Source organism: Pseudomonas sp. R1-1, from assembly GCF_051132135.1.
Classification (GTDB): domain Bacteria; phylum Pseudomonadota; class Gammaproteobacteria; order Pseudomonadales; family Pseudomonadaceae; genus Aquipseudomonas.
In genome coordinates this window covers 3,901,228-3,922,246 of the sequence record NZ_CP071663.1, presented here as the reverse complement: position 1 = coordinate 3,922,246, position 21,019 = coordinate 3,901,228, and the positions used below count along the sequence as shown (strand labels likewise).

Genomic DNA, 21,019 nt, shown 5'->3' with positions numbered 1-21,019 from the left:
TGGAGAGGGAGCCGATTTGTGGGCCGTTCAAAACCTGAGTTCGACTCGGTGTTGCGCGTTGGCGCATCTCTTTCATCCACCCCGGTCAGTCCCCTCTCCCTCTGGGAGAGGGCTAGGCGGGCGGCGTTCCGATGAGGGGCTTTTGATTTTCAGGCTGAGTTCAAGCATTGCCTGACCTGCGCCATCGCCAGCAGGCTGGCTGCCACAAGTTGATGTCGTTCCAACTGAACAAATGCAAACAACATGTGGGAGCTTGCCTGCAAGCGATGGCGGCCCAAGGGCCACCGCCGCTTGCGAGGTGAATTACGCCTGCGCCGCCGCGCTCACTACCGGTCTTTCCGGCTTGCGCAGCGCTTCCAGTCTTGACTCGCTGTAGCGCGTTTGGCGGGTGAAGCGCCAGTGCCCGAACAGGTCGTAGACGTGGGTGATCCGCCCTTGTTCCTGATAACCCAGGCGCATGTGCATTTTCAGGGCTTGAATATTGGCGCTGTCGCAGATATCCACGACTTTCTTGAAGCCGCGGGCCGCCATGACTTGCCAGAGTGCGACTTGTGCATCGACGGTCAGGCTACTGCCGAAATAATGCCGGGTAATTTCGGCACCGAACTGGAAGTATTCACCGGGCTGGACCGGGAACGTGCAGCGATAGAAGTGCCGGTCGTAATAGTCGCGTGCGCTGGCCCAGACGAAACCGACGGTGTGATCGTCCTGGTCCAGGTACATGTGTCCCGTATGCCCTTCAGCGGCCAGCTCGGCCATGGTCTGCACGCGGTCGCCAAAGTACTTGCTGAAGGCCTTGGCGTTTTCCTCGGTGATGTCGACCCTGCGCAAACCTTCACAGGGGCGCAGTTTGTTCGGGGCAATCGGCGTGACCAGATCGCGCTCCATCCAGAGCAATTTACGATGAGCGAATATGTAACGTTTCCCCAGCGCGCCAAGGGTGCGGCGCAGGCCTTTTTGTTTGATGCGCAGAAGCAGTTCTTCGATGACGTTCATGATGCTCTCCGAGGCGCTAGCCCAGGTGTGGGGGATGATGTTGCCGGTTGAGTTGCAGATGTATCTGTTGCCGCCGGGTTGCCCGCACGCTGTGCGCGTCTTTTTTGCAAGGCCGGTTTGACGCAGTACCAAAGACGTAGCGCAAGGCCCAGCAGCAAGCCACTGGGGCGCCATGAGTAGAAGCTCCAGCGCCAGTGTTCCAGTTGTCCGGTCATGCGCTCGTGCAGTTGATGGCTGGAGTTCTCCAGGCTGACCCGCGACGCATCGATCCAGTGCCATTGTTCGTCCAGGCCCCAGCGAATCCATTCCTCCAGCAGCACGCGGCCGCTGCCCAGATCGGCATGCTGCGGCAGGAACGCAAGGTTGTAGTCGTAGAGTCGGCCCTGCTCGAGCAGGCCCAGTCGATAGCTGATGCAGCGACCGTCCAGCTCCAGCGTCACGACCCGCACCTGGCCCTGAGCGGCGAGGGCGGTGAACGCGCTGTTTATCCACTGACGACTGTGTTCGGTGGCGAAGATCCCGACACCTTCGTCACCTTTCCAGCTGACCGACTCGACTGCCTGCAATGCCTGTAAAACCGTGGGCATCGACAGCGCATCGGGGGTGATTCGCCGCACTTGAGCGCCGCACGCGGCAATCCGCTTGCGCGCCCGCCGCAGTTTGTAGCGCGGGTCGCCGGAGACTTCCTGATGGTCGGCTTCGCTGATCAGGTGCACCGGCACCCGGCAGCTCAGGCGTCGTTCAGCCGTGGAGCTGCGCACCATCCATTCGGTGAGCGCACTTTCTTCGCCGGCCGGTTCCGACAGTTCATTGAGCTGCAGCAGCGCATGGGGCAGGCGCTGACGGATCAGCCCCAGCGCCTCGCGCATGTCCTCGGCGCCGAGCAACGACAGCATCGCCAGCCGATCGGCCAGCGGATAACCCAGGTGATGCAAGACGCGAAATGGCACGCCAGCGAAGCGTTCGCGGCTGGCCACCAGCGGCAGGCACATGCGTAACTCGTCAGCTTCCCAGCCGAGCAGAATGTGCAGGCGCTGATCCTCGCCCAGCGCCTGTTCCGCCGCACACAACCAGCCAAGGTTATTGAACGGCGTATGGTCGGCTACGTGCAGGCGCAGTGCTTCGTAGGCGTTCGCCGGGAAGTCCGCTGCGCACAGGGACGTGCGCCATTCGAATCGCATCGCCATGGGTTCAGGCCGCCGTTGCTTCGACAGGTGGACGGGAAGGTTTGCGCAGCGCCGCCAGGCGTGAGCCGCTGTAGCGGGTTTCGCGATAGAAGCGCCAGCGGCCGAACAGCGTGTAGATATTCATGATCCGCTGTTGTTCGGTATAGCCCATGCGCAGGTGCAGCTTGAGCGCCGGGATGTTGCTCGAGTCACAGACATCGACCACTTTGCTGCAGCCTTGCACGGCCATGGCCTGCCACAGGCGCACTTGCACATCGACGGACAATGCGGTGCCCCAGTAGGCGCGGGCCATTTCCCCACCAAATTCGAAAAACTCGCCGGGCTTCACCGGGAACCGGCAACCGTAGTAATGCCGATCAAAATAATCGCGCGGCGTACCCCAGATAAACGCCACGGCATCGCCGTGCTCGTCGACATGCATATGCCCGGTGTGACCTTCATCGGCCAGCTCGGCCATGACCCCGACCCGGTCGCCGAAGTAACGGGTGAAGGCGCTGGCGTTGTCTGCGGTGATGTTCATTACGCGCAGCGGCGGGTAAGGCTTGAGGCTGTACGGCGGCACCGGACTGACCAGATCGCGCTCCATCCACAGCAATTGCTGATGGGCGAAAATGTACATTCTGCGGATCTTCGTCAAGGTCGCTCGCAGACCTTTGCGCCGGATATGTCCGCTGAGTTTTTTCAAGGTATCCATGGTTTCATCTCCTGCTGAAGGTGCCACGCGCAGCAATGACGCTCGCAGGGCGGAAGGGCGGTTCATGACGCGCTCCAGTTCAGGGCAAACAGGGTTTGCCCCGGTAACTCGAAACGCACGCGGCCGTTTTCGCAGGCAAACGCTGCGTCGCGGCTGCGATTGTCGGTGCCGAAAAAGCGCAGGACGCCGTGGTTCAGCGGGCACTGGGCGCCGCTCAGGTCAACACGTTGCAGGCGTGTGCCTTTGTTCACCCCGAGCACAGTGCGCTGCGCGTCGCCGGCCATCGCCAGCACGTCCACTTCGAAAGCGTCGTTATCCAGTTGCAGCACTCGCGACAGCCAATGCCGAGCGATGAATTGCTGGGCAAGGCCTACCGGTTTGAGCTCGAAGCGACCGTCGCCCGACACGCGCGCCATGCCCTTGGCGTAGGGCGGTTCATCGGCGGCCTGAAACCAGTTGAGCATGCTCAGCAGGCCATCCTGAGAAGCGTTGATGACGACCGAGGCCCACCACAGCGCGGCGTAGTGAGTTTCCTGATCGTACGGGCTCAGGCTCGAGCCGCTGGACAGGTTGGTCTGATCGAGCAGCAAGGCCTTGCGCGGCTGACCGTTTGCGTCGAGGCCGACCAGATCGGCGGCGCGGCGCACGCTGTCGCGGTAGACCCTTGTTGCCAGCAGGTCGCGAATCATCCATTCGTGCCAGGCCAATGCGTCGACCTGATCGGCGGATTCGCTGAGCAGTCGGCGGGCCCAGTCGATGCCGCGTTTGCTCGCCGCGTTGCGCGTAAACGGCCCGTTGACCAGGCGTGAAGTGGCGGGCATGGCGATACGCACGCCGGCCTTGGCATTGGCCGGGTCGCTGCGCACCTGGCGAGCCATGCTGACAAAGATCGCCCGGTAATCTTCGTAGCTCGAATAGTTGAGGTTCGGCTCGTCGGCGAAGCCGATGTAATGCGTGCCTTGACCACCCAGTGCGCGTGTAGCGGCGAGCCACGCGTCAAGACCGTTGCTGCTTTGCATGTCGGCGCGCAGATTGGCCTGACGCCCGGTGCCGGCGAGCAGGGTAATGTCCTGGCGGATGCCGAAACGAGACTGATAGAGCTGACGAACCGGATCTTCGGAACCGGCCTTTTTCGAAACAACGTCAACGTAGCTGTAATAACTCGCTGCGGTCGGTTTCAACGCATCCAGTGCGGCGTAACTGGTGGCGGGCGGCATGAGATTGGGCAGGGCAATGCCCAGATCCGGCGTGCGCCCAAGAATTTTATCGTGCAGGGTCAGTCGTACCTGGCCCGGATCTTCACGCAATGGCTGGAGCTGCTGAGGATTTTGCGCAAACAGGTTGGCCGTGCCATCGAGCCAGAACGCCGCTTTGCCGCTGCCCTGCAGACGCAAGCGCCAGACCTGAGCGTGGTCGCTGACCGGCAAGGCCACTTGATCGAATTGCCAATAGGCGGGATGGCGTTGGAGGGCCAGCGATAGCTGCTGTCCATCGTCCATACGCTGTGCCTGCAACGCGTTGACGCCGCCATGGTACTTGCCGTTCAGCACCGCACGTTCGCCCGGTGCGACCTGGAAAAACAGCTCAGCGCCACTGCGCGTTTCGACACTGAAATGCACCTTGGCCGGACTGAACAGCGCCACGGTCTGGTCGTCATGCTCGACGCGGTAACTGCGGAAGCTGTAGCCGGGAATCTCCAGGCGATAGCTGGCCGCTCCCGGTACCAGCGGCCAGCGCTGCGAACCGCTGACCTCACTGGCCTTGATGAAGCGGTCACCTTGCAATCGGCCGTGGCCGTCGAGCAGGTAGATATGTTCTTCATTGGCCTCGGCCTGCCACGCCGGAACCCAACTGACGGTGACGGTATCCGGGCGATCAGCTTGCAGATACAGGCTGCCGTCGCGGATGTCGCCCCACTGCATCGGCGCAGCGAAGCCGTTCAGCGACATGCCGAGTCCGAGCAGCAGGGCCAGGCGCTTCATGCGGCTTTCCGGCGTTGCAACATCAGCCACATCGGGCTGATGTCAGCGGGCAGGATGAACAGGGTGTGCCAGAACGCCACGCCGCTGAGTTTGCAATACAGCACCAGCATCGCCAGGGTCACTGCCAGATAGGCAATCGAGGACGCCGCCGCTGCGCCGACGATGCCGTAGCTCGGAATCAGCAACAGATTCAATGCCAGATTGAGTAACGCACCCACCCCCATCATCAGCGATACGGTGGCGGGGCGGTTCTTGCCGATCAGGTCCAGGCGCAGAATGCTGGCGTAGCACAGGCCCAACAGCCCCGGGAGCAATGCCAGCAACGCCGGGTAGGCCGGTTGGTAAGCGACACCGAACAAGGTGACGATCAGCCACTCGCCGATCAGCGCCATGCTGATGCAGGCGCCGAGCATCACCGTGGCGGTCAGGCGCAGCGCCAGCGGCGTGACCTTGTCCATGCCTTTGTCCTGTTGCAGCAGACGCTTCATCAGCGGTGTGGTGAAGGCTTCCGGAACGATCAGCAGCAGTTCGGCGGCGGCGCTGGCCATGGCGTAATGGCCGAGCGCGGTGCTGCCCAGAAGGGCCCCGATAAACAAGTAATCGGAGCGCAGAATGACCTGTTGGAACAGCAGATCCGGATGGCTGCGCGCACTGAATCGCAGCAGCTCGTTCTGGCTCGCACGATCCCATTGCAACCGAGTTGGCTGTGCGCGTTTGAGCCACATCCAGCCCACCAGCACCACCAGACTGATACCGGCCAGCCAACTGATCAGCGCAGCTTCGAGTGCGGCTTCTTTCCACATCCAGAACAGCGCAACAAACAGCAGCAACGGCGCCAGCGATTCGGTCAGACGCAGGACGTTGAACGCGACCACACCACCCGAGGCGTTGTGCAAGGTCAGCAGGCCGCTTTTGAGTACCGTCAGCGGCACCGCCAGCAACAACAGCCACGCGAGCAACCCAAGTTGCATCGTGACATCGAGTTCGCTGCCGAATTCTCGCGCCAGTGCGACTACCAGCAACGTCAACAGCCCGGCCAGCAGACAGCCGAACACCAACACCTGAGCGAGCAACAAGCCCATCGGCCGCTGATTGGCCGCTTGATAACCGACCGCCGAATTCAGGCCGCCGCTGGTGGCCGCACTGATCAGATCCGGCAGGGTGCTGAGCAGGGCAAACAAGCCGCGTTCACTCGGCCCGAGAATCCGCGCCAGCAACACATTGCGCAGCAGGCGCAAGGCGATCATCGCCAGTTTGGTGCCCATGCTCAGGGCGAGGTGCTTGAGGTAGCTGCTGCGACTCATGGCCGTGCCCCGCGAAAGATCCGTAACGACAGCAGTTCCGGATTGCGCGCGGTGCGCTGGCTGACGCCGAAGCGTGGCAGGTTCAGCGGATCACCGGCGCCGCGATAGAGTCCCGTGGTGGTGCCCAGAGCAAACGGATAGTCGTGATTGGCAACCTGCTCACGCACGCGCTCGTCGTTGTCGCCGTTGGGGTAGCAATACACCGGCAATGGCCGATTGCAGCCGTTTTGCAAGGCGCCACGGCTGCGGCTGATTTCTTCGTGCAGACGCACGTCGTCCAGCCCGGTGAGGATCGAGTGACTGGCGCCGTGCGGGCCGAAACGCACCAGACCGGAGGCTTCCATGGCGCGCACCTGATGCCAGTCCAGCGCTTGCGGCAAGGAATCCGGCGGACACTCGTTGGTCAGACGTTCAAGCTCCTGTGGATCGAGGCTCTTGAGCCCTTGCAGGTAATGCAGCAGCGCCACGCTGCGCCGGTCGACGTCGATATCGTCGAGCAGCACCGGCAACGGATGACCGGTGATGCGCAGGTGCTCGATCAGGTGCATACGGGCCTTTTCGCCATGACTGCCCCACAGCGTTTCGCCCACGCTTTCCCACCAGAAGCGTTGCCGGCTGCCAATGAAATCGGTGGAGAGAAAAATGCTCGCCGGCACCTGGTGTTTTTGCAGCAGCGGATAGGCATTGACCGCGTTGTCACGCCAGCCATCATCGAAGGTCAGCGCCACGCGCGGACGCTCGGTGCGCAGGGCGTTGGGCTGCAGCAACTCCATCAGCGGCACGCAATCGAAATGCTTGCGCAGCCATATCAGCAAGTGTTCGAACGCCAGCGGGCCGACGCACAGTTCATTGCGGTGCGGCAGGTTGGCGGCACGGTCGTTGGCCAGTACCCGATGAAGCATCAGGATGACCCCGGCCCCGTGCAACTGGTTGCGCCCCACGGACGAGTTGAGATAAAGCCAGCCGCTGGTGCGTTTGAGCAATTGTTTGATCGCCATGGCATGCGTCCTCTCAACGATTCTGGTCAGGGTTCCACTGCGCGTACCGTTGCCCGCGCAGGAACTGCCACAGGCCGACGCTCATGCCGGCCAGCGTCACCAGCAGGAATGCCGCGAGGCGGAACGGTTTCGGCAAACGGTGTTGCGAATCCAGCAGGCCGGCGATGGCAATCGAGTAACCGATCAGTTGCGCGACCAGACTCAGGCGATAGAAACCGTGTTCGTTCCACAGCCAGAAATTGCTCAGCAGCAGCGGCAGCAATAGCACCGGCGCCAGTCGGCGGATCAGTTTGTGGCTGATCAAGGCGATGGAATACAGGCCGTGCTTGAACGGGTTGAGCAGTTCGCGGCGTTGCGCCAGGCTCTGCAGGCCACCGACCGTGACCCGCTGGCGACGACGCCATTGCTTGTCCGCTTCGTCGACGCCCTGATCGATTACCTGGGCCTCGGGCACGTACACGATGCGTTTGCGCGCCACCGGTGCGCAGGTGCTGATGAAGAAATCATCGTTGACCTCGGCCGGCACGGGCTGGAACAACTCGCGGCGCAACGCAAGCAGCGCGCCGTCGGCGGACACCATGCAGCCGGTACGATTTTCGACCCGGCGCAACCAGCCTTCGTAGTGCCGATAGAGGCTGTCGCCGATGCTCAGGCCGCCACCGGTGACCGGGATCACCATGTGCCCGGCGCAGGCCCCGACTTGAGGATCGTTCAATGGCGCGAGCAAGTGGCCGAGGGTGTCGCGCGACCATTGGTTGTCGGCGTCGGTGAACACCAGAATCTCACCATTGCTCACGGCAACCCCGGCATTCAGCGTGGCGGCTTTGCCCTGGCGCGGCAGGTCGAGCACGGTAATGCGCGGATCGATCACTTTGTGCGCGCAGGCCACGGTGTCATCGGTCGAACCGTCGCTGGCGAGAATGATCTGCAGCGTGGCCGGCTGATAATCCTGGGCCAGCAGCGTGCGCAACTTGTGCTCGATATGCCGCGCCTCATTGTGCGCGGCAATGACGATGCTGATGTTCAGCGGCGGCGCCGGGGCATGCCGCCAGGCCGGGAACAGCGGCGCCAGCAAGGTCAGCAGCAGCGGATAACCGATGTAGGCGTATACCGGCAGCAACAGGCACAGGCAAAAAATGAGTTCAGCCACGGGCGGGCCTCCTGGCGTTCCAATGACACAGACCGAGAATCAATGCCGCGCTGGCCAGGTGCAGGCGCACCCAGTGCAGGCCCCAGAGTTGCAACGTCAGGCCGAGGTTTTGCTGGCGAATGCTTTGCCGCACGCTGAGCAGCAGACTCGGTAGCAGGCCCAGCATCATCAGCAGCAACGCCTGATTCGCGTAGCCCGTGAGCAACGCGAGGATCGCCAGCGCATCGAGCAACCACACCAGCCCTGACAGCAACGGAAAACGCAGCAGGCGCAGGCTCATGCCATGGGCGCGGAGCAATTGCAGATGACTGCCCTGACGCCACAGTTCCTTGCCGACCCATTCGCGCCAGGTCATTTCATAGCCCCAGTGCAGGGCGACGCTGCTACTGACCGACAGCAGGCGCGCACCGTGTCTGTGCAGACGCAGGGTGTATTCCTTGTCCTCACCGGTGCGCAGGGTTTCGTTGAAACCGCCGGCATTGTCGAACCACTGCTTGCGCATCAGCAGGTTGGCACTGGGCAGCCAGTGCACGGTGCGAGTGGCGCGGCCCGATGCAGACAAAGAGCGGCGCTGCCAGGCGGCGGCGAACCATGGCGCGGCGGCAGGGGTGTGCAGGTCCAGTCCGAAGACGTCGCCCTTGTCGTTCGCGGCCAGGGCGAACATCTGCTTGAGCCAGTCTTCGGGCATTTCGATATCAGCGTCGATGAACGCCAGCCAGTCGCCGCTGGCAACCGCTGCGCCGCGGTTGCGCAAGGCACCGATCAGCAGGCCGGGCAGCACCAGAACCCGTGCGCCGAACGCGCGGGCGATCTGTGGTCCGTCGTCGGTGGAGCCGTTGTCGACCACGATCAGTTCACAGTCGATGTCGGCGGCGTGCGCCGCCTTGCGCGCGGCCAGCAAGGTGCGGCCGATGTGCCGGGCCTCGTTGAACATCGGCATGACAATGCTGATCCGGCTCATGTTCTGGCCTCCGGCAGCGCTGCCTGCTCGGCTTTCACGCGCAGTACCCAGGTCAGCGCCAGCATGATCCACAGGTATTTCAGGTTCGGCGCGCTGAGGAACATCAGGAACAACGTCAACGACAGAAAACTCATGCCCAGGTGGGTCACCAGATCCGCGTGCTGCCACTCGCGCCGCTCAAGCCACGCGCCCCGTGCGCGGATCAGGTTGAAGAAGCCCTGCACGAGCATGCCGACAAACAGCAGGCCGGCGGGAATACCCAGCTCGCTGAAAATCTCCAGATAGGTGTTGTGCGCCCGCCGATACAGGTCGCCGATCTTGCGATTGGCCGAAAACGCCTTGGCATAACCGGTGGTTGCGTAGTGCAACGGAAAGGTGCCGGGGCCGGAGCCGAGCAGCGGATGCTCGCGGATGATCTGGCTGCCGACGACAATGTACGAGGCGCGACGGCCGAGGGACTCGTCCTGGGCCTTGGCGCCGGCGCTGAGAATACTCAGCGACTGGATGCGCGCCAGATAACCGGCCGGCATCGCGTAGATCGCCAAGGGCAGAATGATCGCGGCGCCGAGCATGGCGAAGCCGAAGTGCCGTGGGCGAATGCGTGTCAGTTGCTGGCGGTAATGCCAGACACCGATTGCCAGACTCAAGGCCAGTACCACCAGGCCTGAGCGCGACTCGGTTTTGGTCATGCCGCCCAACAGCAAGAGGCAGCAGCCGGCCCAGAACAACCGGTGCAGCAGTTGCGGGCTGCGGATCACCAGCAGCAGGCCCAGCGGCACGGCGAAGGCGATCAGCAAGGCAAAGGCGTTCGGGTCTTCGAGCAGGCCGGCGGCGCGGCCCTTGTCCTGGAATCTGCTGGAAAACATCGCCATGGCGCAGGTCGCGCTGACGCTGAGGGTGACCAGTCGGGCGAACAGGTCCAGATTCAATTCACGGCCGATCAACAAGGTGATCACAAACAGCAGCAGGCCCACGCTCAGTTCACGCAGATGACTTTGTGACATGCCCAGGTTGTCGGTGGCGAACAGGCTCAGCATATACAGCGCCATAAAGCCGATCAGGTAACGCCACAGATTGCTGCGCAAGCGTTGCGATGGAATCTGATGCAGCGCCAGTTGCAGCATCACGATCACCGCCAGCGAAGCACCGAGCAACTTGCTGCCGGAAACTGAACTGTCCTTGAAGAAACCTTCGAACGGTACCAGCGCGGCAATGCCCAGCAGACCCCAGGTCGGTTTGCGGTACAGGACGGTAAAACCGACCAGACCAATGACGGCCCCCGGTGCCAGATAGGGCCAGGGACTGGCCAGCAAACCCAGGCTGACCAGTGCGAACAGACTGACGATCGAGAGCGGGAAAATCATGTGCGTGCCTCCCGTGCCGTGTGGATGTACAGCTGCGACCAGCGTTCGGCCAGGGCCTTGAGGTCGTAGCGCTCCTGTTGTGTACGTCTGGCGTTGTCGCGCAGCTGCGCGGCCATTTTCGGTTCGGCCAGCAAGGTGTCGAGCTGGCGGGTGAGGGCGGCGGTATCGGTTGGTGGCGCGAGTAGCCCGTTCACGCCGTGCTGCAAGACATCGGGGATACCGCCGACCGCGAACGCCACCACCGGCACGCCGGCCTGCATCGCTTCAAGCAGAATCATCGGCGTGCCCTCGGTGCGCGAACTGATCACCAGCGCATCGAGTTGTTGCCACCAGCCTTGCATCGCCGTCTGATAGCCCGGCAGGCGAATCCGCCGCGGCAAACCGGCAGCGTTGATGCGCGCCTGCAAGCTCTCCCGTTCCGGACCATCACCGAGCATCACGGCGTCCAGTTGCGGGTGCTGGTGACACAAGGGAATCAGCGCATCGAGAAACAGATCCGGGCCTTTTTCACTGCTCAACCGACCGACGTACCCGGCCAGCCAGCGTTGCCGATCTGCCACCGGCGGCATGGCTGGCGCCGCTGGCAAACCGTTGGGAATCACCTGTAGTTTCTCCGCCCGCACGCGTGCCTCGAGGTGCAGCGCGGCGATGCTTTGCGCCACGCAAACCACCCGTTTCACCGCGGCGGTGCGGCACAGTTGCAGGCTCAGCCAGGTGTAGAACTTCTGCTTGCGACTGCGCGGCGTGAACCCGTGCTGAGTGATCACCAGCGGCAGGCGCAACAGCGTTGCGCCAACCCAGCCGAACAACAGCCCTTTGAAGTTGTGCGTGTTGAGCAACGGCTTGTCGCCCCGGCGCTGCCGCAGGTGACGCAACAATTCGCCCAGCCCGGCGCAGTAGCAAGCGTCCACCCCAGCCTCACGAAAGCGCGCGACCAGCTCTGGCGGCGCGTCGAGAAACAGCACCTGATGCTGTCCCGGCGTGGCCAGGCAATGATCCAGCAACATTCGCTCGGCCCCGTAGAAGCCGCCGCTGCTGAGCAAATGAATGATCGGCAGGGCGACGAGTGGGGTGGACAGCGCGTTCAATTGCGCACCCAGTGAACCAGACTTGGCATGGTCCAGTTCTTGTGCGGATTGCCCGCTTGTGGCGTTTCTTCGTTGAGCACCAACAGCACCGGCAGGCCCAGTTCGTGACTGATTTGCGCCGGATGCTTGAAGCGATGGTCGAAGAACTCACGTACGTAGACGAACGCGATTGCCAGCAACAGACCGGTGAACAGCCCGAACGGGATGATCAGCATCGGCTTGGGAAAGGCCGCCTCGGTCGGTTCATACGGCGGGCTGAGGACACGAGCGTTGGACAAGTCGTTATCCAGCGCGCGGGTCGTGCTGCTTTCGGCAAAGCGTTGCGCATAGGTAGAAAACGCTGCGTGCAACGCGCCGATCTCGGTGTCCATCTGGCGCAGCTTGCTTTGGGTCTGCTGCAATTGATGGATGCGATTCTTGAACTCGGCAATGCGCGCGGTTTTCTGCTCGATGACCTGGCTCACCACCGACAAGTCGATCGTGCGTTCCTGAATGCGGTTGTTGACCACTTTGAGGAACTGCTGACGCGTACGGGCAATCTGCTCGCGGGCCAGCAACATCGGCTCGCTGCCCGGCTGGAACACCGCCAGATCGTTCATGTAGCGGCTGACCTGAGTGGTCAGCGCCTCGCCCATCTGCCTGATCTCGCGGTCCTCGAACGCGATGTTGTCCACCGTCGTGGTGAAGGTGAACGGGAAGGTGTAGTCGTTGAGTTTGTTGGTGTTGGCGGCCGCCAGACTGGTTTTCAGGTAATCGAGCCAGCGCTGGCTTTGCAGCAAGCGATCGCGATACAGGTTGAGCGCCTGCTCTTCGGTGTTGATCGCGTTGAGGCGGAAGGTGATTTCCTCCTTCGGATCGGACGAACCGACGCTTTCCAGCAGCCCCAGTCTTGCGCCTTCGAGGCCATCGAGCCGCACCTGATATTGATGCTTCTTGGTCTCGTAGAACGAGTGCGGCAGCTCGATCGATTGCAACGCCTGACGATCGACCAGATAGTTTTGCAGCAACGCGGCCACGAACGTGGTGCCTTGGGCAGGATCCGGGAAGCTGTAGACGATCGAGATGACATTGGAACCCGGCAGGGTTTCGATCTTCAGATTGTCGATGGCTTCCTGGGTCAAGCCGTCCAGCGCCGTGTCGCGCACCGGATCGGTTTCCATGCCCAGTGCATCACGCAGCGGATTGATCACGTACTCGCGCAGTGGCGTGCTGACGTAACGCTTGAACGGCTCGCCGGCCAGCTTGCTGAGCATCCCCGGCGGCGGGTTGTACTGGCCCTTGTCGCGCAGTTCGCTGATGGTCTGACGGATCAGCGCCGGCGAACGGAGGATATTGCTCTCGGTTTCCATGTCCGCCAGCGATGGCGGAATGAACGTGGCGTTGTCCTGGGTCAGCGAGGTGGTCGCATCGCCCTGAGAGAGTTTTTTCGACTGCACGATCACCTGCGCGGTGATATCGAAGCTCTGTTTGAGCAGCAATGGCAGGAGCAGGGCGATCACTGCAAAGGTCAGGAAGATGCGCTTCACCAGTTGCTTGTTGGCGAAGAAAATCCTGAAGAACTCGTGCAGGTAATTTTCTTTTGGATTCATGTCGGTCACCTGAGAGTCAGTTGTCACTGCCTTTGTTGTCGACGCGGTAGCCGAAGCTGAAACCGACGCCTTGGAACAGCACCACATCGGCCAGTTGGCGGGCGAGTTCGCCGGCGCTGGCCAGTTTGGTTTTTGGCACGTAGAGCATGTCGTCCGGCTGCAGATAGGCGATTTGTGGGGCGTCGCCAGACAAGGCCTTTTCGACGTCGTAATTCATCGCCTGCACTTGATTGCCGTTGCGCCGCATGATCACGACCGAATCGAGCCGCGCCTTGACGTTGGTGCCTCGCGCCAGCGTCAGCGCCTCGAGTACCGACACCGGTCGCCGGATGGGGTAGGAGCCTGGCTGCGCGACTTCGCCGAGCACGTAGATCTCGTTGCCGGCGGTGGACTTGAGCAGCACGTCGACGGTCATCCGCCCCGGCAGTTGCGCGTACCTCTGGTTGAGGAAGGTTTCCAGCTGATTGACCGTCATGCCTTGCAGCGGCACGGCGCCGATTTCCGGGAAACTCGCATAGCCGTCAGTGCCGACGGTGATCTCGCGACTCATGCCGGTGGCCGGGTGGTTCAACGCGCTTTTGAGGTTCTGCTCGTTGCTCAGCGGGCTGAGAATCTGCACCGCGAGCTGATTGCGGTTGGGCTGGAACAATTGCTTGCGCTCATACGCGCGCTGGATTTCCTGCCGCGCTTCTTCGCTGGTCAGCCCGGCGATTTTCACCGAAGTGTTGGCGCCCGGCAGTTCGATGGTGCCGTCGGGCAGCACCAGTTGCGTGCCGTTAAGCTGGCTGGCGGCGGTGAAGTTCAGGCCGATCTGGTCACCCGACTGCACCCGGTAAGCATCCGAGCCACTGGTGCTGATGTGGAAAATCACATCGAGCACGTCTTTCGGGCGCAGGGTCTGCTCGACACGCGGCATGTCGGTGGCCTGGGCATTGGCCGGGGTGGCGGTGAGGATATTCACCGGCATGTTGCGGGTCTCGGAAGTGCTGGAGCAGCCCGCAAGCGGCAGCATCAGCAGGACAAGCATTTTGGCGTTCATGGCGTCATCCTTCGCGTTCGCTTACAGGTTTTTGTAAAGCCATTTGGGCATGTAGTACTTGCGCCGGTTGAACACGCTACCGACCACTTTCGCCCCGGCCTGGGTCAGGCGTTGCACGGCGGCCTGGGCGACTTCCCAGCGGGTGTCTTCGGCGCGGACGACAAACACCACGCCATCCACTTGCGTACTGATGACCAGCGTGTCGGCTGCGGAATACACCGCGTCGCCATCGATCACCACAAAGCGGTACTGACTGCCCAACTGGTCGAGCAACGGGCTCAGGCGTTCGGCGGTCAGGTGCTCCAGCGTGCGGATCGGCCGGCCGTTGGGCAGCACATGGAAGGGCAGGCTGGAGGTGTGCACCACGCAGTCCTGCAACAGCGGCGGGTTGCCCGAGCTGAACAGCAAGTCGCGCAGGCCGCGTTCCTTGCTCAGGTTCAACTGCTGGGTGAGGTTGCTCGCCGACTGGCTGGCATCGACCAGCAGCACCTGGCCGCTGCTCATTTGCGCCAGTTGGCTGGCCAGCGCCATCGCACTGGTGGTGGTGCCCGCGCCGGGGTTGGCGGCGGTCAGCAACAGGATCCGCAGATCGAGATCCAGCACGGTCGACGTCAGGTTCGATTCGCTGGGATTGGCGATGCTCAGGCTTGTATTGGTTGAACCGTCCATTAGCTTGCTCCGTGGCCGCTGAATACTTTGAAGGGGGTTTTCAACAGAATCTTCAGATCAAGCAGAAGGCTCTGCTCGGCGATGTAGCTGAGGTCCAACTCAACGCGCTGGTCGAAGTCGATATTGCTGCGTCCGGAGATCTGCCACAGGCCGGTCATGCCGGGGTAGATGCTCAGACGCGCGAGGTGATTGTCCTTGTAGCGATAGGCGTTGAACGAGGTCGGGCGAGGGCCGACCAGGCGCATGTCACCGGTCACCACGTTGATCAGGTTGGGCAGCTCATCAAGGCTGGTACGCCGCAAGAATGCGCCGATGCCGGTGACGCGCGGGTCCTTGTCGATCTTGAAGTCGATGGCGTCGGCCCCGTGTTTGTTCAGGTGGCGCAGCGACTCCTTGAGTTCTTCGGCGTTGCTGACCATGGTGCGGAACTTGTACATGCCGAACTTGCGACCGCGATAACCGGTGCGCTTTTGCACGAACATTACCGGGCCCGGGCTGGTGAACTTGATCGCCAGCGCCAGGCCGAGCAGCACTGGCGAAATCAGCAGCAGAATCAGCAGCGCGCCGAAGCACGCGACCACCCGATTGGTCCGCGACAATTGCCACGGCCGACCGCCGTCGCGGCCGCTGAGCCAGCCACGGCCCTGGCGGTGAATCGCCGCGTCGAGACGCATGCGATGTTCCGGGTCGACGCGTTTGTCAGGGCGCATCTGCGCAATCGCCACACTTTTTTCATGTCCAGTCATGAGGTCCTCCGCATTCATTCAGTCGCAAGCGGCGCACGAGCCGTGGGGTAGTAGCTGCGAAACCAGGCGATGAATCGCCCCAGCCCTTCGTCCAGCTCGATCCGGGGCTGGAACCCGGTGGCCTGGGCCAGATCGCTGGCCTCGGCGCAGGTGTTGAGCACGTCGCCCGGTTGCAGGGGCAGCAGCTCGACAATGGCTTGTTGGCCGAGGTGTTTTTCCATCAGGGCCAGGTAGGTTTTCAGCGCGACCGGCTGCTGCCCGCCGATGTTGAACAGCCGCCACGGCGCCATGCTGCTGGCCGGGTCGGGCTGTTCGCGATTCCATTGCGGATTGGCCTGCGGTGACTGATCGATCAGGCGCGCGATGCTCTCGATGATGTCGTCGATGTAGGTGAAGTCGCGCTGGTGCTCGCCATAGTTGAACAACTTCAGCGGTGTGCCTTCGCTGATCGCCCGGGCGAACTGGATCGGCGACATGTCCGGCCGACCCCAGGGGCCGTACACAGTGAAAAAGCGCAAGCCAGTGCAGGGAATGCCGAACAGATGGCTGTAGCTGTGCGCCATCAGCTCGTTGGCTTTCTTGGTTGCGGCATAGAGCGACAGAGGATGATTGACGCCGTCCTTGACCGAGTAGGGCGTGTGCTGGTTGGCGCCGTACACCGAACTCGACGAGGCGTAGATCAGATGCTCGACCGGGTGATGCCGGCAGCTCTCCAGAATGTTCAGAAAACCGTTGAGGTTGCTGTCCAGATAGGCCCGTGGGTTGTCCAGCGAATAACGCACGCCAGCCTGCGCCGCCAGATGAATCACCACTTGTGGCTGCTCGCGGGCAAACAATGCATCAATGGCCGAGGCGTGCGCCAGATCGACCGTGGCCAGTTGGAAATCGCCAACTTCTTCGCGCACCCACTGCATGCGATCCTGTTTGAGCTGCGGATCGTAGTAGTGGTTGAAGTTGTCCAGGCCAACCACTGTGTGCCCGTCGCGCAGCAGGCGCAGCACGCAATGGGCTCCGATGAAACCGGCCGCGCCGGTGACCAGCACCTTCATGGCCGCAGCCCTTCAGGGGCGATGTGGCGCAGACCGATGCCGCTGTAATGCAGACCGGCAGCCGCCACCTGTTCCGGGTTGTACAGGTTGCGCCCGTCGATGATCACCTTCGAACGCAGCTTCTCGGCGAGCAGTTCGAAGTCGACCACACGGAAGTTTTTCCACTCGGTGCAGATCACCAGCGCGTCGGCATCTTCCAGGGTGTCGTCACGGGTGGCACATAGATGCAGGTCATTGCGATAGCCATAGAGGCGGCGGCATTCGGACATCGCTTCCGGATCGTAAGCCTGCACACTGGCGCCCTCGGCCCACAGCGCATCCATCAGGTAACGGCTCGGCGCCTCGCGCATGTCATCGGTGTTGGGCTTGAACGCCAGGCCCCAGACCGCAATCGACTTGCCGGCCAGGCCCTGAGGAAATTGCGCTTTGAGTTTGCTGAACAGAATGTGCCGCTGGCTGTCATTGACGTCGGTGACGCTGCGCAGCAGTTTCAGCGGCATGCCGTTGTGTTCGGCGGTGTGCAGCAGGGCGCGCAGGTCTTTGGGAAAACACGAACCGCCAAAGCCGCAACCGGGATAGATGAAGTGGTAGCCGATGCGTGGATCGGAGCCGATGCCTTTGCGCACCGCTTCAATGTCGGCGCCCAGCAGTTCGGTGAGGTTGGCCAGCTCGTTCATGAAACTGATGCGCGTGGCGAGCATCGCATTGGCCGCGTACTTGGTCAGCTCGGCGCTGCGGTTGTCCATGAACATCAGTTTTTCGTGGTTGCGGCAGAACGGCGCGTACAGCTCGCTCATCTGTTCGCGGGCCGCGTCATCGCGGGTGCCGACGATGATCCGGTCGGGGCGCATGCAGTCGGCGAGGGCGCTGCCTTCCTTGAGAAATTCAGGGTTGGACACCACGTGCACCGTCAGCTCGCTCTTGCCGCGGCGCAGCAACTCGCTGTTGGCCGCGGCCAAAACTTGATCGGCCGTGCCGACCGGCACCGTCGACTTGATGATCAGGGTGCGATCGGCCTCCATGAAACCGGCGATCTGCCGAGCGACGTTGAGCACGTGGCTGAGATCGGCCGAACCGTCTTCGTCAGCCGGGGTGCCGACGGCAATGAAAATCAGCTCGGCGTGTGCCACCGCATCGCTGGCCTGGGTGCTGAACAGCAGGCGCCCAGCCTTGATGTTTTCTTCCAGGGTGGCCGATAACCCAGGCTCGCTGATCGGCGGTACTGCTTGTTGCAGTTGTCTGACCTTGTTGGGGTCAATATCAATGCATAAAACCCGATGACCCACATCTGCAAGAGCGGCGGCTTGTATAAGTCCAACATAGCCCGTGCCAAATACGCTCACGTCCATCTGCGCACCCTCGATAAAACCAAAAGTTAACTACGGAAAGAGACTGTTAGAGGGGTATAGCGCAGCGTTTGAAAAACGTGTCAGCAAAATGACATGTTGCAGTGGTATAACACTTAAGTACTTTTTGGCGATTGGCCATCAAGTCATTGCTGCGATTGAAATTGTTGCGTTAGTGCAGATTTGTTCAGATTTCAAATAAGCGATAAACGGTCGTAAGCCTCTGTTTTAAAGGCCTGTAGCGCATCGCCTGTGTCAGATTTGAGTCACCGTTTTTTTGACACTAAATCCGCCTATCAGTCATTTCTTGCGCTTTTATATCCGGGTGCTAGTGTCAGCTTCTGGCTGACAAACCTTTGACTCCTAGCCGTTTTGTACGACCGGTATCGCCATGTTCCGATTTACCAAAGAACTGCTGTTAATTGCCTGGTTGCTGCTTTTTACCGGTTATTACTTTGATCGGTTAAATGCTATCGGGTGGAGTTTGAATGTACTTTTTTTTGGCGCGATGTTTTTGGCGCTGACGGTTGCGTTGTATTTAACGGCCTATATACGACAGGCACTCATCCGTCATGCATTGGCATTGACGATGTTTATTTCGGCGGTTTTTTTTGATGTGTATACCCGCGTCACCGCTGACTACCTGAGGTACAGCGATTTCGTCTCGCTGATCTATTCCGGTGGCTTCATTCAGGAAGCGGCGTATCAATATCGCGAGGCGATCCTGCGAAGCGTGCTCGGCGGGTTATTGCTGCTGTTCGGCATCGGGCTCAAGCCACGGCATGCGTTGGTCATACCGAACGCCTGGCGAGTGGCAGCGCCGTTCGCGGGCGTGCTGATGCTCAGTGCATTGCTGTTTCTGCGTGCGGGTGAGGGCGCCCGCGGCTTGCCAATCATGTATACGCCGCTGGCCTATCTGAACCTGTTTGCCTACGAGGCGCTGCACAACAGCGTCGGCCCGCGCGAGCCGGTCACCCTGACGCGCAGCGCGCCCGCCGTTGCCCACGACATCGTGCTGATCATCGACGAAAGCATTTCCGGCAATTACCTGGACATCAATGCGCCGTTCGGCGTGCACAGCAATCTGAAGCAGGCACCGGCCGGGGTCGACATCTTCAATTACGGTTACGCCGCCTCCATTGCCAATTGCAGCGCCGACACCAATGTCACCCTGCGCTACGGCGGCACCCGCAACGATTACATGCGCATCAACAGCACACTGCCGTCGATCTGGCAGTACGCGAAAAATGCCGGGCTGCGCACGGTGTATATCGACGGTCAACGCACCGGCGGCAACCTGCAGAATCTGATGACCGCGAGCGAAAAAAACGACATCGATCTGTTCGTGCAATTCGACCAGACCAGCGTGCGCGACCGCGACATGGCAGCCGCGGCGAAGCTCATCGAACTGCTCAACGATGACACGCCAGAGCTGGTGGTAATCAACAAGGTCGGCGCGCATTTTCCTGTGCATGACAAATACCCCGACGCCTTCATGGCTTACCGGCCAACGCTACCGCGCGGGCAGTTCACCGAAGTCGCCGACACCGGTGAGCGCGCCGGTTTCAACGGTCAGCCGGATGACTGGGTGCTGTACCGCAACGCCTACAAGAACACGGTGTTGTGGAATGTCGGCGAATTTTTTGCGCGGGTGTTTGCCCAGGCGAAGCTCGATAATGCGCTGCTGATCTACACGTCGGATCATGGCCAGGATCTGCATGAACGGGGCAACCCGGGCTTGAACACTCATTGCGGCGGGGATCCGGTGGAGGAGGAGGGCCTGGTGCCGCTGGTGGTGATTTCCGGCAGCGAGCTGAAGACCCTGGACTGGTCGGCGCAACTGGCGGCGAACAAGGATCGCTCCAGCCACTACAACATTTTTCCGACGCTGTTGCAGTTGATGGGGTATGACCTGGCGGGGATCGAGGCGGTGTATGGCAAACCGCTGAGTGTGCCGACCGCTGATGATTTCACCTTCAACTATCGGTTCAATGCGCGGTTGGGGGCTAGACCTGAGTGGAAGCATATTGATCTGGGGAGCGTTGTCACGCCGGCGCAGGCGCCTGCGAGTGTGGCGGTTGGGCAGTGAGTTTTGGGTTGGCTTAATTGTTCGTGGTTATGAGGGGTTGATTGGGTACATATCCGTTGCTGCGGTAACGGCGGCTTAGGGTTTCGCCCTTACGGCGACTCACTTTTTTTACAAACGCCTAAAAAAAGTAAGCAAAAAAACGCTTGCTCCTACGTTCGGCCCTCGCAGGCTCGGGTTCCTTCGCTCCGGGATCGATCCGGGCGCAGCGGCTACGGTTTGCTTCGCTGCACCTCCTTCCGCTGTGTCTGGCTACGCCAGACGGTCGCTGCGCTCCCCCGCCTGGATCGATCCCTCCGCTCAGCCTTCCGACGTCGCCGGTGGATCAAGATCAAGAGCACTCGAGCTTGCGCTCATTGTTGAGTGGTTAGAAGCAGGTGGCTGGCTTTGGATTTGTGGTGTGGCTGCCCCTCACCCCAGCCCTCTCCCCCTGGAGAGGGAGCCGATTTGTGAGCGTTTCAAATTTTGCGTACGACTCGGTATTGCAGGTCGGCGTATCTCTCACATCCACCACGATCAGTCCCCTCTCCCTCCGGGAGAGGGCTAGGGTGAGGGGCTTTTGATTTTCAGGACTGAGTCAAGCATTTGCCTGTACCGCCACCATCGCCAGCAGGCTGGCTCCCACCGGTCGACCGCATTCCAACTGAAAGAATGCAATCAAAATGTGGGAGCTTGCCTGCAAGCGATGAGGCCATTGCGAGCGACGCCAATAACAAGCGGGGCCCCCCCTTCGAGCTCTATCAATGCGCACAAAACCGGTCCATGCCGCTA

At 61.3% G+C, this 21,019-nt stretch carries 17 protein-coding genes; 1 reads left to right on the top strand and 16 read right to left on the bottom strand.

The window, feature by feature from the left end:
* Positions 1-303: 303 nt before the first annotated feature.
* The 16 genes from J3P75_RS17515 to J3P75_RS17440 form a co-directional block, all read right to left on the bottom strand.
* Positions 304-996, bottom strand: a complete 693-nt coding sequence (locus tag J3P75_RS17515; protein ID WP_434589974.1) for an N-acetyltransferase — start codon at positions 994-996, stop codon at positions 304-306.
* Positions 993-2,183: a GNAT family N-acetyltransferase gene (locus J3P75_RS17510; protein ID WP_434707617.1), complete on the bottom strand. Its 1,191-nt coding sequence runs from the start codon at positions 2,181-2,183 to the stop codon at positions 993-995. The genes J3P75_RS17515 and J3P75_RS17510 overlap by 4 nt, the downstream gene beginning before the upstream one ends.
* Before the next feature lie 4 nt (positions 2,184-2,187).
* Positions 2,188-2,877 carry an N-acetyltransferase gene (locus tag J3P75_RS17505; RefSeq protein ID WP_434598426.1) on the bottom strand — a complete coding sequence of 230 codons (690 nt, stop codon included), beginning with the start codon at positions 2,875-2,877 and terminating at the stop codon, positions 2,188-2,190.
* A 62-nt stretch (positions 2,878-2,939) separates the two neighbouring features.
* Complete coding sequence (locus J3P75_RS17500; RefSeq protein ID WP_434707616.1) at positions 2,940-4,859, bottom strand: hypothetical protein; 1,920 nt, start codon at positions 4,857-4,859, stop codon at positions 2,940-2,942.
* Positions 4,856-6,163, bottom strand: coding sequence for an oligosaccharide flippase family protein (locus tag J3P75_RS17495; protein WP_434707615.1), 1,308 nt, complete (start codon positions 6,161-6,163; stop codon positions 4,856-4,858). Before J3P75_RS17495 ends, J3P75_RS17500 begins: the two co-directional genes overlap by 4 nt.
* Entirely contained in the window at positions 6,160-7,161 is a 1,002-nt protein-coding gene (locus J3P75_RS17490; protein ID WP_434707614.1) for a polysaccharide deacetylase family protein, read from the bottom strand. The genes J3P75_RS17495 and J3P75_RS17490 overlap by 4 nt, the downstream gene beginning before the upstream one ends.
* Before the next feature lie 13 nt (positions 7,162-7,174).
* The gene (locus J3P75_RS17485) at positions 7,175-8,311 is read right to left on the bottom strand and encodes a glycosyltransferase (RefSeq protein ID WP_434707613.1); all 1,137 of its coding nucleotides are present in this window, start codon (positions 8,309-8,311) and stop codon (positions 7,175-7,177) included.
* On the bottom strand, positions 8,304-9,272 hold the full coding sequence (locus J3P75_RS17480; protein ID WP_434707612.1) for a glycosyltransferase: 969 nt from the start codon (positions 9,270-9,272) through the stop codon (positions 8,304-8,306). The genes J3P75_RS17485 and J3P75_RS17480 overlap by 8 nt, the downstream gene beginning before the upstream one ends.
* Entirely contained in the window at positions 9,269-10,636 is a 1,368-nt protein-coding gene (locus J3P75_RS17475; RefSeq protein WP_434707611.1) for an O-antigen ligase family protein, read from the bottom strand. The genes J3P75_RS17480 and J3P75_RS17475 overlap by 4 nt, the downstream gene beginning before the upstream one ends.
* Positions 10,633-11,724, bottom strand: coding sequence for a glycosyltransferase family 4 protein (locus J3P75_RS17470; RefSeq protein WP_434707610.1), 1,092 nt, complete (start codon positions 11,722-11,724; stop codon positions 10,633-10,635). The genes J3P75_RS17475 and J3P75_RS17470 overlap by 4 nt, the downstream gene beginning before the upstream one ends.
* Entirely contained in the window at positions 11,721-13,313 is a 1,593-nt protein-coding gene (locus J3P75_RS17465; protein WP_434589955.1) for a GumC family protein, read from the bottom strand. The genes J3P75_RS17470 and J3P75_RS17465 overlap by 4 nt, the downstream gene beginning before the upstream one ends.
* Positions 13,314-13,329: 16 nt before the next feature.
* The gene (locus J3P75_RS17460; protein WP_090282722.1) at positions 13,330-14,352 is read right to left on the bottom strand and encodes a polysaccharide biosynthesis/export family protein; all 1,023 of its coding nucleotides are present in this window, start codon (positions 14,350-14,352) and stop codon (positions 13,330-13,332) included.
* A 21-nt stretch (positions 14,353-14,373) separates the two neighbouring features.
* Positions 14,374-15,021, bottom strand: coding sequence for a CpsD/CapB family tyrosine-protein kinase (locus J3P75_RS17455; protein WP_090282723.1), 648 nt, complete (start codon positions 15,019-15,021; stop codon positions 14,374-14,376).
* Positions 15,021-15,767 carry a sugar transferase gene (locus J3P75_RS17450; protein ID WP_434707609.1) on the bottom strand — a complete coding sequence of 249 codons (747 nt, stop codon included), beginning with the start codon at positions 15,765-15,767 and terminating at the stop codon, positions 15,021-15,023. The genes J3P75_RS17455 and J3P75_RS17450 overlap by 1 nt, the downstream gene beginning before the upstream one ends.
* 14 nt (positions 15,768-15,781) lie before the next feature.
* Positions 15,782-16,816, bottom strand: coding sequence for an NAD-dependent epimerase (locus J3P75_RS17445; protein WP_434707608.1), 1,035 nt, complete (start codon positions 16,814-16,816; stop codon positions 15,782-15,784).
* Entirely contained in the window at positions 16,813-18,165 is a 1,353-nt protein-coding gene (locus J3P75_RS17440; protein ID WP_434707606.1) for a UDP-glucose dehydrogenase family protein, read from the bottom strand. Before J3P75_RS17440 ends, J3P75_RS17445 begins: the two co-directional genes overlap by 4 nt.
* 388 nt (positions 18,166-18,553) lie before the next feature.
* On the opposite strand from J3P75_RS17440, the gene J3P75_RS17435 reads away from it, so the two are divergent.
* On the top strand, positions 18,554-20,251 hold the full coding sequence (locus tag J3P75_RS17435) for a sulfatase-like hydrolase/transferase (RefSeq protein WP_434707605.1): 1,698 nt from the start codon (positions 18,554-18,556) through the stop codon (positions 20,249-20,251).
* Positions 20,252-21,019: the final 768 nt, after the last annotated feature.

What these genes read in the sequence shown, in the direction of transcription:
- J3P75_RS17515 (WP_434589974.1), bottom strand. Translation starts at nt 996, where the DNA reads ATGAACGTCATCGAAGAACTGCTTCTGCGCATCAAACAAAAAGGCCTG.
- J3P75_RS17510 (WP_434707617.1), bottom strand. Translation starts at nt 2,183, where the DNA reads ATGGCGATGCGATTCGAATGGCGCACGTCCCTGTGCGCAGCGGACTTC.
- J3P75_RS17505 (WP_434598426.1), bottom strand. Translation starts at nt 2,877, where the DNA reads ATGGATACCTTGAAAAAACTCAGCGGACATATCCGGCGCAAAGGTCTG.
- J3P75_RS17500 (WP_434707616.1), bottom strand. Translation starts at nt 4,859, where the DNA reads ATGAAGCGCCTGGCCCTGCTGCTCGGACTCGGCATGTCGCTGAACGGC.
- J3P75_RS17495 (WP_434707615.1), bottom strand. Translation starts at nt 6,163, where the DNA reads ATGAGTCGCAGCAGCTACCTCAAGCACCTCGCCCTGAGCATGGGCACC.
- J3P75_RS17490 (WP_434707614.1), bottom strand. Translation starts at nt 7,161, where the DNA reads ATGGCGATCAAACAATTGCTCAAACGCACCAGCGGCTGGCTTTATCTC.
- J3P75_RS17480 (WP_434707612.1), bottom strand. Translation starts at nt 9,272, where the DNA reads ATGAGCCGGATCAGCATTGTCATGCCGATGTTCAACGAGGCCCGGCAC.
- J3P75_RS17475 (WP_434707611.1), bottom strand. Translation starts at nt 10,636, where the DNA reads ATGATTTTCCCGCTCTCGATCGTCAGTCTGTTCGCACTGGTCAGCCTG.
- J3P75_RS17465 (WP_434589955.1), bottom strand. Translation starts at nt 13,313, where the DNA reads ATGAATCCAAAAGAAAATTACCTGCACGAGTTCTTCAGGATTTTCTTC.
- J3P75_RS17460 (WP_090282722.1), bottom strand. Translation starts at nt 14,352, where the DNA reads ATGAACGCCAAAATGCTTGTCCTGCTGATGCTGCCGCTTGCGGGCTGC.
- J3P75_RS17455 (WP_090282723.1), bottom strand. Translation starts at nt 15,021, where the DNA reads ATGGACGGTTCAACCAATACAAGCCTGAGCATCGCCAATCCCAGCGAA.
- J3P75_RS17450 (WP_434707609.1), bottom strand. Translation starts at nt 15,767, where the DNA reads ATGACTGGACATGAAAAAAGTGTGGCGATTGCGCAGATGCGCCCTGAC.
- J3P75_RS17445 (WP_434707608.1), bottom strand. Translation starts at nt 16,816, where the DNA reads ATGAAGGTGCTGGTCACCGGCGCGGCCGGTTTCATCGGAGCCCATTGC.
- J3P75_RS17440 (WP_434707606.1), bottom strand. Translation starts at nt 18,165, where the DNA reads ATGGACGTGAGCGTATTTGGCACGGGCTATGTTGGACTTATACAAGCC.
- J3P75_RS17435 (WP_434707605.1), top strand. Translation starts at nt 18,554, where the DNA reads ATGTTCCGATTTACCAAAGAACTGCTGTTAATTGCCTGGTTGCTGCTT.